Genomic DNA, 16,509 nt, shown 5'->3' with positions numbered 1-16,509 from the left:
GGTGCGGGCGGCGGGGGCGGGCCGTCAGCGGGTGCGCCGGCGGACCAGCAGCGCGATCCCGGCGAGACCGGACGTGATCACCAGCACCACCGCCACGTTGAGCAGCAGCAGCCGCTGCAACTCGCCGAGCGCCTCGTCGATGCCCTTCGCCGGGTCGAGCGCGTCCTCCGGGATGACCCGCTCGCCGCCGCCGACGCCGCCGCTCACCGTGTCGAACTGCCGCTCCAGCGGCACACCGGCGGTGCGGAGCGTCTCCGACATGCTGAGCCGGCCGAGGAACCACCCCGCGGCGGTCTTGCGGGAGTCGGGCTGCTTGGCGGGCCGGTAGACCCGCGGACCGCCGACCGCCTTCGGGTAGAGGTCGTACGTCTGCTTCGGAACGTCGCCGGCGAACACCACGACCGTGTACTTCGGACCGAGGTCGGCCGCCTTCGGGCCACGGGCCTGCCCGGTGCGGCCGAGGAAGTTGACCTGGTCGATGACCGCCACGACGTGCGCCGGGTGGGCGTCGGCGTGCAGCCGCAGCGGCTCGGCCAGGCCCTCGCCGGTGATCTCCACGCCGGCGGGCGGCGGCTTCGGCGCCGCCTTCGCCGCCCCGGCGAGACCGAGCGACAGGACCGTCGCCGCGAGCCCGCCCGCCAGCACCGCGACCAGTCGCCGCATCGTCCGGACCATCGCCGCCTCCTCGCCCCGTTCGATGGATGGCTTGCTGCAGGTCACGCGTTGCCTGGCCGACGGAGTGACCGAACCCGCACACATCGGGTGCCCACTCTCAAGACTCCGCAGAACGTCGATCGGTTGCAGCTCGTGGAACAGTAATTGGAACTATCTGCGATCTGGGCCCGACAAATGAGCGGTAGCCGATGATCAGCGGGCGGATCGTACCTTTACGGAGGGGTTCATGGGGGGCAGGGTCCCACGTGCGGCGCGTACCTGGCCAGTGGTGGTCGGCGTGGCGCTCGGTGTGTCGCTGGCGCTGCCGGCCGCGCCGGCCGCCGCGCACAACTCGCTGACCGGCAGCGATCCGCGCAACGGTGCCCGGGTGGCCGAGGCGCCGACCCGGATCGAACTCCGGTTCCTGGCCAAGCCGGACCCGGGCACGACGAAGATCACAGTCACCGGGCCGGACAACGTGGTCGCGTCGGGCGGCCCGCCGACCTTCTCCGGCTCCCGGGTGAGCATCCCGTTCACCCCCGGCAGGGCGGGGCTGTACGTCGTCGGCTACCGGTTGGCGTCCAGCGACGGGCACCCGGTCTCCGGCGAGGTGCGGTTCACCCTCACCACCGGCACCCCCGCCGAACCGCCCCCGTCGACCGGTCCGACCGCGCCGGCGTCGGCCGTACCGTCGCCGACCGGCTCCGCGGCGCCGACCTCGGCCGCGCCCGTCCCGACGGGTGGCGGCGCGACGGCGGCTGCGGTGCCGACGGCCGGGCGGAGCGACGGCGCGGCGGGGCGGGGCTGGCTGTGGGCGCTCGGCGGCGCCGTGGCGCTGGCCGCCCTCGCGGCGGGCCTGCTGCTCCGCCGCCGCTCCGCCCGCCGCTGACCGTCACCGCCGGCCCGACAGGCCAGCGCCCGGGTCGGTCGGACCGGCCCGGGCGCTGACGGTACGGCTGCCGACGTCAGACGAGGCGGACCCGGGCGGCCCGCAGCCGGCTCAGGGTGCGCTCGCGGCCGAGCACCTCCAGCGACTCGAACAGCGGCAGCCCGACCGTGCGGCCGGTGACCGCGACGCGCACCGGCGCCTGGGCCTTGCCGAGCTTGAGGCCGCGCTCGGCGCCGACCGCCTCCAGCGTCGACTTCAGCGTCTCCGCGTCCCAGGACTCCAGCCCCTCGAAGGCCGCCGTGGCGGCGTCCAGCAGCTCCGCCGAGCCCTCCTTCATCGCCTTGGCCCAGGCGGCCTCGTCGACCAGCGGTGCGGCGAGGAAGAGGAAGTCGACGTTCGGCACGATCTCGCTGAGCACCGCGATCCGGGTCTGCGCCAGCGGGGCCACGGCCGTGAAGGCGTCCGCGTCGAACTCCTCCGGCTGCCACGGCGGCGGGGCGATCGTGCCGGTGCCGGTCAGCCACGGCCGGCAGGCCTCGACGAACTCCTCAACCGGCAGCGCCCGGATGTACTCGCCGTTGAACGCGCGCAGCTTCTTCTCGTCGAAGAACGCCGGCGAGGGGTTGACCTCCGCCAGCCGGAACTCCTCCTCGATCACCGACCACGGGACGATCTCCCGGTCGCCGGAGGGCGCCCAGCCGAGCAGCATCAGGTAGTTGCGCATCGCCGCGGCGAGGTAGCCCTCGTCCCGGTACGCCTCCAGGGCCACCTTGTCCCGCCGCTTGGAGAGCTTCTGCCGCTTCTCGTTGACCACCACCGGCACGTGCGCCCAGACCGGCGGCTTGACGCCGAGGGCGTCCCAGAGCAGCTGCTGCTTCGGCGTGTTGGGCAGGTGCTCCTCGGCCCGGATCACGTGGGTGATCCCCATGGTCATGTCGTCGACCACGTTGGCCAGCAGGAACACCGGCGAGCCGTCGCCCCGGGCGATGACGAAGTCCTCGATCAGCTTGTTCTCGAACGTCGGCTCGCCGCGGATCAGGTCGACCACCACGGTCGCGCCCTCGTCGGGCGTGCGGAAGCGCAGGGCGCGGCCCTCGCCGGGTGTCAGGCCGCGGTCGCGGCAGAAGCCGTCGTAGCCCTGGTACTGCGAGCCGGTGCGGGCCTGCACGGCCTCCCGGGTGCAGTCGCAGTAGTACGCCCGGCCCGACTCGTACAGCCGCGCGGCGGCGGCCCGGTGCTCGTCGGCGTACTGGGACTGGAAGTAGGGGCCCTCGTAGCTGCCGCGCTCAATGCCGATCCAGTCCAGCGCCGAGAGGATGCCCTCGGTCCACTCCGGCTTGTTGCGCGCCGCGTCGGTGTCCTCGATGCGGAGCACGAACACCCCGCCCTGCTGCTTGGCGTAGATCCAGTTCTGCAGCGCGGAGCGGGCGCCGCCGACGTGGAACATACCGGTCGGGGAAGGGGCGAAGCGTACACGTACCGTCACGCCCCCAGCCTACGGCGGCCCGCGACCGAGTTTGGAAGGGCCCCTTGCAATCGCCAGGCGATTGCAAGGGGCCCTTCCTTGCACCTCAGGGCACCGAGCGGATCTTCAGCACCAGGACGCTGCCCAGCACGGTGACCGCGGCGGTGACCGCGTAGAGCGCGGGGTAGCCGCCGAGGTGCACCACGAGTGGGGCGGAGATGGCCGGCCCGAGCACCTGCGGGGCGGAGTTGGCGATGTTGATGACGCCGAGGTCCTTGGCCCGGTCCGCGGCGGCCGGCAGCACCTGGGTGATGAGCGCGGCGTCGACCGACAGGTAGACCCCGTAGCCGGCGCCCAGCAGCAGCGCGGCGGCCACCGCGACCGGCCAGACCGGGGCGACGGCGAGCAGCAGCGCGGCGACCGCCATGATCCCGCCGGCGGTGATCACGAAGACCTTCCGCCGGCCGGTCCGGTCCGACAGTCGGCCGGCCACCACGGCGGTGCCCGCCAGGCCGGCGGTGTAGAGCAGGATCAGCACCAGCAGGCCGCCCTCGGGGTCGGCGTGGCGCACCTCGTCGGTGAGGAAGTAGAGCAGGTAGAGCGTGCCGAGCGCGTTGCCGAGCTGGACCAGGAACCGGGTGATCCAGGCCCAGCCGAAGTCGGGGTGGCGACGGGGCGAGACCCACATCGCGGCGAGCAGGGCGCGCGGTCGCAGCGCCGGGCGGTGCGCCCGGGGCAGCGGGTCGTCGGCGGTGAGCAGCGCGAACGGCAGGGACAGCAGCAGCATCGCCGCCGCCACCGCCAGGTAGCCGGCGGCGGTGCCGGTGACCAGGGCGGTGACCAGCACCACCCCGAGCACCAGCCCCAGCGCCTGGGGGATGCCGACCCAGCCGGAGACACCGCCCCGCTGGGCGACGGGCACCCGGTCCGGCACGGCGGCGGTCAGGCTGGCCAGCATCGCGTTGAAGCAGACCTGGGCCGCGACCCAGCCGAGCGCGACCCCGGCGACGGTGCGTTGCTGGGCCAGCAGCACCAGGGCCGCCGCGCCGAGCACCGCGCCGCCGGCGGTCCAGACGTGCCGGCGGCCGAACTCCCGCCCGGCCAGCCGCGGGCAGGTCCGGTCCGACAGCGCCCCGGCGAGGGGGTTCGCGAGCACCGCGGCGAGCGCGCCGAACCCGGTGACCACGGCGAGCATGCCCTCCTTGTCGGCCGGTGCGATCCGTTCCACCTGCTGCGGCAGCAGCACCTGGATCGGCGTGAAGAACGCCATCCAGACCCCGAGGTTCGCGGCGAAGACCAGCGCGACCCAGCTCCGGCGGACCGGCACGGTCGGTTCGGCGAGCGCCGCCGGCAGCGACCCGGGCGTCGGGTCGACGGTGGTCACGGCCGGCTGATCAGGTCGCGGAACCAGGCGTACGAGGACTTGGGCGTACGGGCCTGCGTGTCGAAGTCGACGTGCACCAGGCCGAAGCGCTTGGTGAAGCCCTCCGTCCACTCCCAGTTGTCCAGTAGGGACCAGACGAAGTAGCCGGTCACGTCCACGCCCTCGTCCATCGCGGCGCGCACCGCGCGCAGGTGCCCGTCGAGGTACGCGATCCGTTCCGGGTCGTGCACCCGGCCGTCGGCGTCGGGCACGTCGTCGTACGCGCAGCCGCTCTCGGTGACCTGGATCGGCGGCAGGTCGTCGCCGTACGTGCGGTGCAGCCAGCCGAGCAGCTCGCGCAGCCCGTCGGGGGCGACCGGCCAGTCGAACGCGGTGCGCGGGTACCCGTCCAGCGGCACCAGCTCGAACGGCAGCGGCGAGCCCTCGCCCGGGGCACGTACGCCGGTCGGGTTGTAGTAGTTGACCCCGAGCACGTCGATCGGGGCGGCGACGACGGCCAGGTCGCCGTCGCGCACCACGGTCTCGTCGAAGCCGAGCCCGACCGGGTAGCCGCGGCCGAGCAGCGGGTCGGTGAAGAGCCGGTTGTGCAACGCCTCGTACGCCGCGCCCGCCGCCCGGTCGGCGTCGCTGTCGCCGGCCGGCCGCACGGGCGAGTAGTTGTTGGCGATGGCGACCGGGCTCGTGGTGCGTGCCCGCAGCGCCGCGACGGCGAGGCCGTGCCCGAGGAGCTGGTGGTGGGCGACCGGGAACGCGTCGAGGAGCAGCGTCCGTCCGGGGGCGTGCTCGCCCGTGCCGTGGCCGAGGCTCAGGTGGATGAACGGCTCGTTGAGGGTGATCCAGAGCTTCACCCGGTCGCCGAGGCGGGCGGCGGTGGCGTCGGCGTACTCGGCGAACCGGTGGGCGGTGTCCCGGGCGAGCCAGCCGCCGGCGTCCTCCACGGGCTGGGGCAGGTCCCAGTGGAAGAGGGTGGCGACCGGGTCGATGTCGTGGGCCAGCAGGTCGTCGACCAGCCGGTCGTAGAAGTCCAGCCCGGCGGCGTTGACCGGACCGTCGCCCGTGGGCCGCACCCGGGGCCAGGCGACGGAGAAGCGGTACGCCGAGACGCCCAGCCCGGCCAGCAGCGCGACGTCCTCCGCGTGCCGGTGGTAGTGGTCGCAGGCCACGTCGCCGGTGCTGCCGTCGGCGACGCGGCCGGGGTCGTGGGCGAAGGTGTCCCAGATGGACGGGCCGCGCCCGTCCTCGCCGACGCCGCCCTCGATCTGGTAGGCGGAGGTGGACACTCCCCAGCGGAATCCGGCGGGGAACTCGGGCATCGCTGCGGTCGACATGCGCCCTCCCGTCGTACGTGAATCGTGCTCGCGACTCTAGGGGCCGGCCGGGCGATGCGCCATAGGCCGTACGACGCCGCAGCGCAATGGATTTCGGCGTGTCTTTTTCCGAACCCGTCCAGGTAAGTCCGAATTTGCGCATAGAGTGCCGATATCGTGGGATGTCCTCACTGGAGGAAAGACGGAAATGATCCTCGTGGAACGCAGTGCGCACGTGATGGCGCCAGTGGAAGCGGTCTGGAACGTCGTGCAGCGGGCCGAGCAGTTGCCGGCCTGGCTGGCGGGGGTCCGTGCGGCCGAGGTGCTCTCGGGAGAGGGCTTCGGGCGGCGACAACTGGTCCAGGCCGGCCGTGGCGCGGCGCATGAGGCCGAGGTGATCGCCTACCAGGAGCCGACCCTGATCGGCTGGCGCGAACGCGCCAAGGGCGCCGGTGCCCGGGCGGAGGCGCGCACCGAAATCTACGTCCAGCTCACCGCCGACGACGAGGAGGAGGGCGGGACGATCGTGCGGCTCATCGTCGTCCGGTGGCCCGCCGGTCCGGTCAAGGCCGCCCTGCTCCGCCTCGGCCTGCGCAGGGTCGGCGCCGACCTGGAGGACTCGCTCGCCCGGCTGACCGACCTGGCCGCCGTCGGCTGACCGGGCCGGTCCTGGCGTCGCCCGCGCGACGATGGTGGCCCGGTGTCCCCGCCAGGGACTCCGGGCCATCACCGGCTCCGCGTCACCCGGCGTTCTGCCGACGGCAGATGATCGTCGGAACGGCGGCCCCCGCTGCCTACGCTGGGAGGATGAGCAGCGAACGGCTCCGTCCCCGCCTGCACCGGATCCCCCTCGGCCGCTACCAGGCCTACCTCTGGGCCGACGACGACGGCGCGACCCTCGTCGACGCCGGTCCCGCCGGGTCCGGGCCGGCGATCGAGGCGGCCCTGCGCGGCCTCGGACTCGCCCCGACCGACCTGCGCCGACTGGTGCTCACCCACTTCCACGACGACCATGCCGGGGCGGCGGCGGAGGTGGCCGCGTGGGGTGGCGTGGAGGTCGTCGCGCACGCCCGGGAGGCGCCGGTGCTGCGCGGCGAGCGGCCCGGCCCGCCGCCCAACTTCACCGACTTCGAACGCGGCCTGCACGCCCAGGTCGCCGCCGGGCTCCCGCCGGCCCCGCCGGTGCGGGTGGACCGGGAGGTCTCCGACGGCGACGTGCTGGACTTCGGCGACGGCGCGCAGGTGCTCGCCGTGCCCGGGCACACCGACGGCAGCATCGCGGTTTACCTGCCCCGCCACCGCATCCTGTTCACCGGCGACGTGGCCGCCGAGTACGGCGGTGAGGTCATCTTCGGGGTGTTCCACCTCGACCGGGCCCGCACCGCCGCGGCGTTCCGTCGGCTCGCCGCGCTCGACTCCGACGTGGCCTGTTTCGGGCACGGCGAGCCGGTGCTGACCGGCGCCGGCGACCGGCTGCGGGCCACCGCCGCGACCCTCGCGGAGGGCTGACCGCCGCGTACGACGAAGGGCCCGACACGGTGTCCACCGTGCCGGGCCCGCACCCGCCAGTCCGGGGCGCGACCTAGCTGTCGCCGCCGGTCTCGCCGACCGGGGCGGCGTTGACGTCCTCGATGGCGTACTTCTTGGCCGCCTCGGCGGGGACGTTCGCCGGCACCACGCCGCGCAGGGCGAGCTGCCGCAGCGTCGCCACCGCCACGGACTCGGCGTCGACGTGGAAGTGCCGGCGCAGGGCGTGCCGGGTGTCGGACATGCCGAACCCGTCCGTGCCGAGCGAGGTGTAGTCCCCGGGCACCCAGCGGGCGATCAGGTCCGGCACCGCGCGCATCCAGTCGCTGACCGCGACCTTCGGCCCGTCGGCGTCGGCCAGCTTCCGCGCCACGTACGGCACCCGCTGCTCCGCGCCCGGGTTGAGCAGGTTGTGCTCCTCGCACTCCACCGCGTCGCGGCGCAGCTCCGTCCAGGAGGTCACCGACCAGACGTCGGCGGCCACGCCCCAGTCCTGGGCGAGCAGCTGCTGCGCCTTGAGCGCCCACTGCATGCCCGTGCCGGAGGCGAGGATGTTCGCCTTCGGGCCGTCGACCTGGGGGGCCGGAGCGTAGCGGTAGATGCCCTTGAGGATCCCCTCGACGTCCACGCCCGCCGGCTCGGCCGGCTGCAGGATCGGCTCGTTGTAGACCGTCAGGTAGTAGAAGACGTTCTCCTGGGCGTCGCCGTACATCCGGTGCAGGCCGTTTTCGAGGATGTGCGCGATCTCGAAGGCGAACGCCGGGTCGTACGCGACCACCGCCGGGTTGGTGGCGGCGATCAGGTGCGAGTGGCCGTCCTCGTGCTGGAGCCCCTCACCGTTGAGCGTGGTGCGGCCGGCGGTGGCGCCGAGCAGGAAGCCCCGGGCCATCTGGTCGGCGGCGGCCCACAGCCCGTCGGCGGTGCGCTGGAACCCGAACATCGAGTAGAAGATGTACATCGGGATCATCGGCTCGTCGTGCGTCGCGTACGACGAGCCCGCCGCGGTGAACGAGGCGACCGAGCCGGCCTCGTTGATGCCCTCGTGCAGGATCTGCCCGCCGATGGCCTCCTTGTACGACAGGAACAGCTCCCGGTCGACGGAGGTGTAGCGCTGGCCGTGCGGCGAGTAGATCTTCTGCGTGGGGAAGAGCGAGTCCATGCCGAAGGTGCGGGCCTCGTCCGGGACGATCGGCACCCAGCGCTTGCCGAACTCCTTGTCCTTCATCACGTCCTTGAGCAGACGGACGAAGGCCATGGTGGTGGCCACCTTCTGCTTGCCCGAGCCGCGCTTGACGTCGGCGAAGCGCTCCGGGCCCGGGATGGCCAGCCGCTTGCTCCCCGGCCGCCGGGACGGCAGGTAGCCGCCGAGCTGCTGGCGCCGCTCCTTGAGGTAGGCGATCTCGTCGGACTTCTCGCCCGGGTTGTAGTACGGCGGGAGGTAGGGGTTGTCCTCCAGCACCTTGTCCGGGATGTCCAGGTAGAGCCGGTCGCGGAAGGTCTTCAGGTCCTCCAGCGTCAGCTTCTTCATCTGGTGCGTGGCGTTGCGGGCCTCGAAGTGCGAGCCCAGCGTCCAGCCCTTGATCGTCTTGGCCAGGATCACGGTCGGCTGGCCGGTGTGCTCCATCGCCGCCTTGTAGGCCGCGTAGAGCTTGCGGTAGTCGTGCCCGCCCCGCTTGAGGTTCCAGATCTCGTCGTCGCTGAGGTCCTCGACCATCTTGCGGGTCCGCGGGTCGCGGCCGAAGAAGTGCTCCCGGACGTACGCCCCGGACTCCGCCTTGTAGGTCTGGTAGTCGCCGTCGGGCGTGGTGTTCATCAGGTTGACCAGCGCGCCGTCGGTGTCCGCCGCCAGCAGCGGGTCCCACTCGCGGCCCCAGACCACCTTGATGACGTTCCAGCCGGCGCCCCGGAAGAACGCCTCCAGCTCCTGCATGACCTTGCCGTTGCCCCGCACCGGACCGTCGAGCCGCTGGAGGTTGCAGTTGATCACGAAGGTGAGGTTGTCCAGCTCCTCGCGGGCGGCCACGCCGATCGCGCCGAGCGTCTCCGGCTCGTCCATCTCGCCGTCGCCCAGGTACGCCCATACGTGCTGGTCCGAGGTGTCCTTGATGCCCCGGTGGTGCAGGTAGCGGTTGAACCGCGCCTGGTAGATCGCGTTCAGCCCGCCCAGGCCCATGGAGACCGTGGGGAACTCCCAGAAGTCCGGCATCAGCCGCGGGTGCGGGTACGACGGCAGGCCGCCACCCGGGTGGGAGAGCTCCTGGCGGAAGCCGTCGAGCTGGTGCTCGGTCAGCCGCCCCTCGAGGAACGCCCGCGCGTACATGCCGGGGGAGGCGTGGCCCTGGTAGAAGATGTGGTCGCCGCCGCCCGGGTGGTTCTTGCCCCGGAAGAAGTGGTTGAAGCCCACCTCGTAGAGGGAGGCGGAGCTGGCGAAGGTGGAGATGTGCCCGCCGACGCCGATCTCGGGGCGCTGCGCCCGGTGCACGAGCATGGCCGCGTTCCACCGGACGTACGCCCGGATCCGCCGCTCCACGTGCTCGTCACCCGGGAACCACGGCTCGCGCTCCGGGGGGATGGTGTTGATGTAGTCGGTGGTGGTCAGCGACGGCACCCCGACCTGGCGCTCGCGGGCCCGCTCCAGCAGGCGCAGCATGACATAGCGGGCGCGCTTGGTTCCGCGCTCGTCGATGACACCATCGAGCGACTCGACCCATTCGCTGGTCTCTTCAGGGTCGATGTCCGGAAGCTGGCTCGGCAGACCAGCGGTGATCACCGGGCGCTTGCGTTCCGTAGCCACAGGCGTTCCCTCGGTTCTGTGTGGGATAGGTCTCTAGCGTCATCCTGCCCCCTGGTGGCACCCGCCGTCACGCCCACCGCCCCGAGACGCGACGCTGAACACAGGTACCCGCCAGTAACTTTCTGCGACCGGCGATCCACCAGTCGATCCGTCCGTCCATGTCCGGTCCGGTGGCGGGGACTCGGGCGGCGGTTGGTCACCCCCTCGGGCAGAATGCGTCGTATGCGCAGTGAGGTGATCACGGTCCAGACCGGGTCCCGGCCGGCCGTCCGGGACATCACGGCGGAGGCCGAGCGGTTCGTCGCCGGTCAGGGCGACGGCCTGCTGCACGTCTTCGTGCCGCACGCCACGGCCGGGCTGGCGCTCATCGAGACCGGCTCGGGCTCCGACGACGACCTGCTCACCGCGCTCGACGACCTGCTGCCCACGGACGACCGCTGGCGGCACCGGCACGGCTCGCCCGGCCACGGGCGCGACCACGTGCTGCCGGCGTTCGTCCCCCCGTACGCGACGCTGCCCGTGGTCGACGGGCGGTTGGCGCTGGGCACCTGGCAGTCGCTCTGCCTGGTCGACCCCAACGGCGACAACCCCACCCGGAGCGTCCGGTTCTCCTTCCTCCCCGGCTGACCGTCCCCGCCCCGCATCGGGGCAGGCGCGGTGCCGGGCGGGCCTTCCGCGCCGCCGGTCAGGCGGCGGTGGCGAGTTGGGTGACGCGGACGCGGGTGACCAGCGCGTCGAGCAGGCCGCGGAGCAGCGCCTCGGTGGTCTCGTCCTTGACGGTGCCGTCGAGGGCCAGCTTCTCGTGCGCGTTCGTCACGATGATCTCCGGCTTGCTCAGCACGGCCGAGTCGGTCCAGAGGAAGAGCTGCCGGAGCTGGAGCTGGGCCCGTACGGTGCCCATGCCGGTCGGCGCCGCGCCCATGATGGCCACCGGCTTGTGCGCCAGGGGCGACACCCACGAGGTGATCGGGAAGCTCGGCCGGGACGCCCAGTCGAGCGCGTTCTTGAGCACGCCCGGCACGCCGTAGTTGTACTCCGGGGTGGCGATGAGCAGCGCGTCCGCCGCCGCGATCCGCTCCCGCAGGTCCACCACGGGCGCGGGCGGCTCGGGCTCGACGTCCTCGCTGAAGGGCGGGATGGCGGCGAGGTGCTCGTACCGCTGGATGGTCATGCCCTCGGGGGCGAGGCGCTGCGCGGCCCGGATCAGCGCCGTGTTGAACGACGCGTCGCGCAGGCTGCCGGAGATGGCGAGGACCGAGAGGTCGGACATGCGGGAACTCCTCCGTCGGGTGCCCATCGCGATTTGCGTGAGCTGGTCAATAGTAGAGCTACTCAACTATTGAACCGCAAGTAGGATGTGAGGCATGGCGCAGCACACCGACCTCTCCACCCGACCCGCTCCGGGCGACCGCCCCGAGCTGGCCGGCGACGTGGTGCGCCGGATCATGCACGTCGCCTCCGCGATGCGGCACCACCAGGACGTGGAGGTCGCCGCGCTGGGGCTCACCCCCGCCGCCGCCCGGGCGCTGCACGAGCTCGACCCCGACCGGCCGCTGCCGGCCCGGGACCTCGCCACGGTCCTCGGCTGCGACCGCTCCAACGTGACCGCCCTGGTCGACAAGCTGGAGCAGGCCGGGCTGGTCGAGCGGCGGACCGACCAGGCGGACCGGCGGCAGAAGACGCTGGTGGTCACCGACGAGGGCCGGCGGGTGCGGGCCCGGGTGCGGCAGGTCATGTCGGACTCCCGACTGCTCGCCGGGCTCACCGTCGACGAGCTGGCGAGCCTGCGCGAGCTGGTGTGGAAGGTCTCCGACGGCGGCTGCCCCGAGTCGTGCGGCGACGCCTGAACCGTCCCGCGTCGTTCGTGTCCGGGTGGGCGAGTCGGGCGCTCGTCGGTAATGCTGTCCGACGTGACCACCCCGCAAGATCTCGACGACCGGTTCCGGGAGGCGCTGGCCGCGCTGGCCGCCCCGCACCAGCCGCGTGACCCGGCGCGGCCGGTCACCGACGGCGCGACGCTCACCGGCGCCCGGGTGCTGGACCTCTTCGACGCCCAGGTGACCAGCCGCCAGCTCGACCTGGCGGGGCGCTGGCTGCGCAGCTTCGGCGAGGGGTTCTACACGATCGGCTCCGCCGGCCACGAGGCGAACGCCGCGGTCGCCGCCGCCCTGCGCGCCACCGACCCGGCGCTGCTGCACTACCGCTCGGGCGCCTTCTACTGCGTCCGCGCCGGTCAGGCCGCCGCCGCCCGACCCGACCCGGCCGACCGGCCCGACCCGCCCACCGACGCCGACCCGGCACCCCCGGACGACGACGCCAGCCGCGCGGCCGGGCCCGGCCCGGAGGAGCCGGCCGACGCGTCGCCGACCGCCGGGGCCGCCGCGGACCGGCCGCTCCCCCCTGGGTACGCCGAGGCGGCCCGCGACGTGCTGCGGGGGATGGTCGCCTCCAGCCGGGAACCGGTCGCCGGCGGGCGGCACAAGGTCTTCGGCCGCGCCGACCTGGCCGTCGTCCCGACCACCTCCACCATCGCCTCGCACCTGCCCCGCGCCGTCGGGATGGGGCTGGCCGTGGAACGCCTGCGCCGGCTGGACACGGCCGGCCGGCGCGCCGGGGAGGGGGTGCGGGTCGGCAGCGGCGGTGGAGCGGCGCACGCCCCCTGGCCGCCCGACGCCATCGTGGTCTGCTCGTTCGGCGACGCCTCGGTCAACCACGCCAGCGCCACCGCCGCATTCAACACCGCCGGCTGGTACGACCACACCGGCCTGCGCATCCCGGTGCTCTTCGTCTGCGAGGACAACGGCCTCGGCATCAGCGTCCGCTCGCCGAAGGGGTGGGTGGAGACCGCGCTGCGGTCAAGGCCGGGCATCCGCTACTTCGCGGCCGACGGCGGCGACCTCGTGCGGGCGTACGAGGTGGCGGCCGAGGCGGCGGCCTGGGTCCGCCGGCACCGGCGCCCGGCCGTGCTGCACCTGTCGACGGTGCGGCTGATGGGGCACGCCGGCGCGGACGCCGAGACCGCGTACCGCGGCGCCGACGAGATCGCCGCCGACCTCGACCGGGACCCGCTGGTCGGCACCGCGCGGCTGCTGGTCGAGGCGGGCTTCGCGTCCGGCGACGAGCTGCTGGCCCGCTACGACCAGATCGGCTGGCAGGTGCGCCGGATCGCCGAGGAGGTGCTGGACGAGCCGAAGCTCGCCGCCCCGGCCGAGGTGGTGGCGCCGCTGGCCCCCCGCCGGCCGGTGCGGGTCGCCCGCGCGGTGGCGGACGCGGCGGCCCGGGCCAGCGGCCCCGGCGCCGGGGCGCGGGCGGAGGCGTTCGGCGGCAAGCCGCCCGAGCTGACCGGCCCGCTGACCCTGGCGCAGAGCATCAACGCCGCGCTCGCCGACGGGATGCTCGACCACCCGCAGATGGCCGTGTTCGGCGAGGACGTCGGGGCCAAGGGCGGCGTGTACGGGGTGACCAAGGGGCTGCGGGACCGGTTCGGCGCGGCCCGGGTCTTCGACACCCTGCTCGACGAGACCTCGATCCTCGGGCTCGGGCTCGGCGCCGGGCTGGCCGGGATGCTGCCCGTGCCCGAGATCCAGTACCTGGCGTACCTGCACAACGCCGAGGACCAGGTGCGCGGCGAGGCGGCGACCATGCAGTTCTTCTCGCAGGGGGCGTTCCGCAACCCGATGGTGGTGCGGGTGGCCGGGCTGGCGTACCAGGAGGGCTTCGGCGGGCACTTCCACAACGACAACTCGGTGGCCGTACTCCGGGACGTGCCGGGCCTGGTGATCGCGGTGCCGGCGCGGCCGGACGACGCCGCGCCCATGTTGCGCACCTGCCTGGCCAGCGCGGCGGTGGACGGCAGCGTCTGCGTCTTCCTGGAGCCGATCGCGCTCTACCACACCCGCGACCTCTACGCTGACGGCGACGGCGAGTGGCTGGCCCCCTATGCCGAGCCGGGCGCGTGGACCGGCGGGCACGTGCCGATCGGGCGGGCCCGGGTCTACGGGGTCGGCTCCGCCGAGGACGTCACGATCATCACGTTCGGTAACGGGGTGCGGATGTCGCTGCGTGCGGCGGCGGCCCTCGCCGACGAGGGGATCGGCGCCCGGGTGGTGGATCTGCGCTGGCTCGCCCCGCTGCCGGTGGCGGACATCATCCGGGAGGCCGCCGCGACCGGCCGTGTGCTGGTGGTGGACGAGACGCGCCGGTCCGGCGGGGTGGGCGAGGGGGTGATCGCCGCCCTGGTCGACGCCGGGTATGTCGGGGCGGCGCGCCGAGTGGCCGGAGTTGACTCGTTTGTACCATTAGGTCCGGCGGCGCGTCAGGTTCTGGTCTCCGAGGAAGCAATTACCCAGGGTGCCCGTACGCTGCTGGCACGGTAAATTCCGTTCCACCCGGTGCGCCACTTGCGCGGGGAGCCACAACTGTGTGGACTTGCCTGACGGCGTCGCACGACGTCGCCAGCAGGGATGAGATGAGGAGGCACGCGACAGTGAGCGCGACCGCTGGTCAGGCCGCCGACGGGGTACGCAGCCTGGCGGACCGGTTCGGGATCGAGCCGGGGATGGTCGTCATGGAGATGGGGTACGACGACGACGTCGACCAGGATCTCCGGGACGCCCTGACCGACCGCTGTGGAGAGCTGGTCGACGAGGACACCGACGAGGTGGTCGACGCGGTGCTGGTCTGGTACCGCGACGGCGACGGTGATCTCTTCGAGCTCCTCGTCGACGCCCTCGGCCCGCTGGCCGACAACGGTGTCGTGTGGCTGCTCACGCCCAAGGCCGGGCGCGAGGGGCACGTCGAGCCGAGCGAGATCGCCGAGTCCGCGCCCACCGCCGGCCTCCAGCAGACCTCGACCGTCAACGCCGGCCGGGACTGGAGCGGCGCCCGCCTCGTCCTGCGGCGCGGGGCCAAGGGCAAGAAGTAGGCGCCTCTGTGGCACCCGGCGGCGCCGCCGGGTGTGGCAGGCTGGTGCCCATCCGACCCCCATCCTGAGGAGTTCGCATGCCGATCGAGGTTGGCGCCGAGGCGCCGGACTTCGTGCTCAAGGACCAGAACAACCAGGAGGTCCGGCTCTCGGACTTCCGCGGCAAGCGGACCGTGCTGCTGGTCTTCTACCCGCTCGCCTTCACCGGCATCTGCCAGGGTGAGCTGTGCGAGGTGCGGGACAACCTCAACGAGTACGTCAACGACGACGTCCAGGTGCTCACCGTCAGCGTCGACTCGGTCTACGCCCACAAGATCTGGGCCGACCGGGAGGGCTACCAGTTCCCGCTGCTGGCCGACTTCTGGCCGCACGGCGCGGTCGCCCAGGCGTACGGCGTCTTCAACGACGTCGCCGGCATCGCCAACCGGGGCACCTTCGTCATCGACAAGGCGGGCGTGGTGCGCTTCGCCGAGATGAACATGCCGGGCGAGGCCCGTGACCAGCAGGGCTGGCGCAAGGCCCTGGCGGAGGCCGTCGCGGCCTGACCAACCGGGCACACCGTACGACCGGGCCGGCGGGTGGCAGGGTAAGCTTGCCAGCCTCCGGCCCGCCGCACGGGCGTTCCGGGCGCGTAGCTCAGTGGGAGAGCACTCGCCTTACAAGCGAGGGGTCGCAGGTTCGAAACCTGCCGCGCCCACCCATCACCACCAGGACCGACGCCGGCCCGAAGGGGCGCGGAGGCGCTGATGGCGAGGGCCAGCTCGCGCTCGGCGGCGGTCAGGTGACGTTGTCCGACGTCACGGACGCCCCGGTCGCGGGCTGCTCGCAGCCCGCGCCGAAGGTGTGCGCCACGGACTGGCCCCAGTCCGTCGAGTCGGCCTGCACCTGGAAGTGTAGGTGCGGTGCGGTCGATCGGCCCGTGTTGCCTGAGAGCGCAATTGCCTGCCCCTGCGTCACCTGGTCGCCCACGTTCACGAGCACACCGTTGGCCTGGATGTGGAAGTACCAGCTCGTGAAGCCGCCGGCGTGGCGGAGCCGTACGGCGTTGCCCCAGTTCTGCAGGCTCCCGTTCGGGAACGGGGTGTTGGCCGGAGTGGTCGGCTGGTTGGGGTCGTAGGTCGTTGTCTGGTTCTCCTGGAGCCACTCGACGGTACCTTCGCGGGCGGCGCGGATCTCGGTGCCTGCGGGCAGGTCGAAGTCGAAAGCCCAAGATTGGCTGCCATTGTGGGAGCCGGCGGGGTTGTTGTTTCCTTGTCCAACTCTGTGAGCGACCCCGCCCTTCCACGGGTACCGGTAGGCGCCAACCGGATCTTCGTCGAGGTCAAGGCACGCAATCCTGAGCCCCTGCTGGAAGTACGCGCCGTCCTCGGTCTTGAAGTCGACGACGTGTCGCCGCCAACTGCACCACTGGGTGCCGTCCCCCGGACGCCACACTCCGGCGAGCCGCCCGTTATCGGTCGTCAGAGTGCCGAGGCGCAGCCCTTGGGCGAAGTAGGTCCGATCCCGGGCAGCGAAGTCGTCGCCCGACATGCCCCAGTGGACCCATTGTGTGCCGTCGCCGGGGC

At 72.9% G+C, this 16,509-nt stretch carries 15 protein-coding genes and 1 tRNA gene; 9 read left to right on the top strand and 7 right to left on the bottom strand.

The window, feature by feature from the left end; all coding sequences use genetic code 11:
* Positions 1-24 precede the first annotated feature (24 nt).
* On the bottom strand, positions 25-675 hold the full coding sequence (locus tag ACGF5G_RS15615; RefSeq protein WP_393263144.1) for a hypothetical protein: 651 nt from the start codon (positions 673-675) through the stop codon (positions 25-27).
* A gap of 226 nt (positions 676-901) precedes the next feature.
* Between ACGF5G_RS15615 and ACGF5G_RS15610 the strand changes: the two genes are divergently transcribed.
* Positions 902-1,543 (top strand): copper resistance protein CopC, encoded by a 642-nt coding sequence (locus ACGF5G_RS15610; protein WP_393263142.1) that lies wholly within the window; start codon positions 902-904, stop codon positions 1,541-1,543.
* Positions 1,544-1,619: 76 nt separating this feature from the next.
* Here ACGF5G_RS15610 and gltX read toward each other — a convergent pair whose 3' ends face one another.
* The 3 genes from gltX to ACGF5G_RS15595 form a co-directional block, all read right to left on the bottom strand.
* A complete protein-coding gene (gene gltX / locus ACGF5G_RS15605; protein WP_393263141.1) occupies positions 1,620-3,029 on the bottom strand; it encodes a glutamate--tRNA ligase in 1,410 nt (469 codons plus the stop codon).
* Between the two features lie 85 nt (positions 3,030-3,114).
* Positions 3,115-4,392, bottom strand: a complete 1,278-nt coding sequence (locus tag ACGF5G_RS15600; RefSeq protein ID WP_393263139.1) for an MFS transporter — start codon at positions 4,390-4,392, stop codon at positions 3,115-3,117.
* A complete protein-coding gene (locus ACGF5G_RS15595; RefSeq protein ID WP_393263137.1) occupies positions 4,389-5,720 on the bottom strand; it encodes a GH1 family beta-glucosidase in 1,332 nt (443 codons plus the stop codon). The genes ACGF5G_RS15600 and ACGF5G_RS15595 overlap by 4 nt, the downstream gene beginning before the upstream one ends.
* 187 nt (positions 5,721-5,907) lie before the next feature.
* Here ACGF5G_RS15595 and ACGF5G_RS15590 point away from each other — a divergent pair, with 187 nt between their 5' ends.
* Both ACGF5G_RS15590 and ACGF5G_RS15585 read left to right on the top strand, forming a co-directional pair.
* A complete protein-coding gene (locus tag ACGF5G_RS15590) occupies positions 5,908-6,357 on the top strand; it encodes an SRPBCC family protein (protein WP_350707749.1) in 450 nt (149 codons plus the stop codon).
* A 149-nt stretch (positions 6,358-6,506) separates the two neighbouring features.
* Entirely contained in the window at positions 6,507-7,208 is a 702-nt protein-coding gene (locus tag ACGF5G_RS15585) for an MBL fold metallo-hydrolase (protein ID WP_393263135.1), read from the top strand.
* 73 nt (positions 7,209-7,281) lie between these two features.
* Here ACGF5G_RS15585 and aceE read toward each other — a convergent pair whose 3' ends face one another.
* On the bottom strand, positions 7,282-10,020 hold the full coding sequence (gene aceE, locus ACGF5G_RS15580) for a pyruvate dehydrogenase (acetyl-transferring), homodimeric type (RefSeq protein WP_393263133.1): 2,739 nt from the start codon (positions 10,018-10,020) through the stop codon (positions 7,282-7,284).
* A gap of 222 nt (positions 10,021-10,242) precedes the next feature.
* On the opposite strand from aceE, the gene ACGF5G_RS15575 reads away from it, so the two are divergent.
* Entirely contained in the window at positions 10,243-10,647 is a 405-nt protein-coding gene (locus tag ACGF5G_RS15575) for a YjbQ family protein (protein WP_393263131.1), read from the top strand.
* Positions 10,648-10,705: 58 nt separating this feature from the next.
* Here the strand turns inward: ACGF5G_RS15575 and ACGF5G_RS15570 are convergent, their stop codons facing one another.
* Positions 10,706-11,290 carry an NADPH-dependent FMN reductase gene (locus ACGF5G_RS15570; RefSeq protein WP_393263129.1) on the bottom strand — a complete coding sequence of 195 codons (585 nt, stop codon included), beginning with the start codon at positions 11,288-11,290 and terminating at the stop codon, positions 10,706-10,708.
* A 94-nt stretch (positions 11,291-11,384) separates the two neighbouring features.
* Here ACGF5G_RS15570 and ACGF5G_RS15565 point away from each other — a divergent pair, with 94 nt between their 5' ends.
* From ACGF5G_RS15565 to ACGF5G_RS15545, 5 genes are all read left to right on the top strand, one after another.
* Positions 11,385-11,867, top strand: coding sequence for a MarR family winged helix-turn-helix transcriptional regulator (locus ACGF5G_RS15565; RefSeq protein WP_393263127.1), 483 nt, complete (start codon positions 11,385-11,387; stop codon positions 11,865-11,867).
* A gap of 51 nt (positions 11,868-11,918) precedes the next feature.
* Entirely contained in the window at positions 11,919-14,396 is a 2,478-nt protein-coding gene (locus tag ACGF5G_RS15560; protein WP_393263125.1) for a transketolase C-terminal domain-containing protein, read from the top strand.
* A 110-nt stretch (positions 14,397-14,506) separates the two neighbouring features.
* Entirely contained in the window at positions 14,507-14,944 is a 438-nt protein-coding gene (locus tag ACGF5G_RS15555) for a DUF3052 domain-containing protein (RefSeq protein WP_357450928.1), read from the top strand.
* A 77-nt stretch (positions 14,945-15,021) separates the two neighbouring features.
* On the top strand, positions 15,022-15,489 hold the full coding sequence (locus ACGF5G_RS15550) for a peroxiredoxin (protein ID WP_091104391.1): 468 nt from the start codon (positions 15,022-15,024) through the stop codon (positions 15,487-15,489).
* Positions 15,490-15,569: 80 nt separating this feature from the next.
* Positions 15,570-15,641: transfer RNA gene (locus ACGF5G_RS15545), tRNA-Val, on the top strand.
* Positions 15,642-15,721: 80 nt separating this feature from the next.
* On the opposite strand, the gene ACGF5G_RS15540 is transcribed toward ACGF5G_RS15545, so the two are convergent.
* On the bottom strand, positions 15,722-16,509 hold a 788-nt coding region (locus tag ACGF5G_RS15540), incomplete at its 5' end, for a peptidoglycan DD-metalloendopeptidase family protein (protein WP_393263123.1).

Origin of the sequence: Micromonospora sp. NPDC047730 (assembly GCF_043204765.1) — a bacterium.
Classification (GTDB): Bacteria; Actinomycetota; Actinomycetes; order Mycobacteriales; family Micromonosporaceae; genus Micromonospora.
This window is presented reverse-complemented; position numbering and strand designations above follow the sequence as displayed.

Coding starts and splice junctions, on each gene's coding strand:
- ACGF5G_RS15565 (WP_393263127.1), top strand. CDS start 11,385: ATGGCGCAGCACACCGACCTCTCCACCCGACCCGCTCCGGGCGACCGC.
- ACGF5G_RS15590 (WP_350707749.1), top strand. CDS start 5,908: ATGATCCTCGTGGAACGCAGTGCGCACGTGATGGCGCCAGTGGAAGCG.
- ACGF5G_RS15615 (WP_393263144.1), bottom strand. CDS start 675: ATGGTCCGGACGATGCGGCGACTGGTCGCGGTGCTGGCGGGCGGGCTC.
- ACGF5G_RS15550 (WP_091104391.1), top strand. CDS start 15,022: ATGCCGATCGAGGTTGGCGCCGAGGCGCCGGACTTCGTGCTCAAGGAC.
- ACGF5G_RS15575 (WP_393263131.1), top strand. CDS start 10,243: ATGCGCAGTGAGGTGATCACGGTCCAGACCGGGTCCCGGCCGGCCGTC.
- ACGF5G_RS15585 (WP_393263135.1), top strand. CDS start 6,507: ATGAGCAGCGAACGGCTCCGTCCCCGCCTGCACCGGATCCCCCTCGGC.
- ACGF5G_RS15595 (WP_393263137.1), bottom strand. CDS start 5,720: ATGTCGACCGCAGCGATGCCCGAGTTCCCCGCCGGATTCCGCTGGGGA.
- ACGF5G_RS15570 (WP_393263129.1), bottom strand. CDS start 11,290: ATGTCCGACCTCTCGGTCCTCGCCATCTCCGGCAGCCTGCGCGACGCG.
- ACGF5G_RS15610 (WP_393263142.1), top strand. CDS start 902: ATGGGGGGCAGGGTCCCACGTGCGGCGCGTACCTGGCCAGTGGTGGTC.
- ACGF5G_RS15560 (WP_393263125.1), top strand. CDS start 11,919: ATGCTGTCCGACGTGACCACCCCGCAAGATCTCGACGACCGGTTCCGG.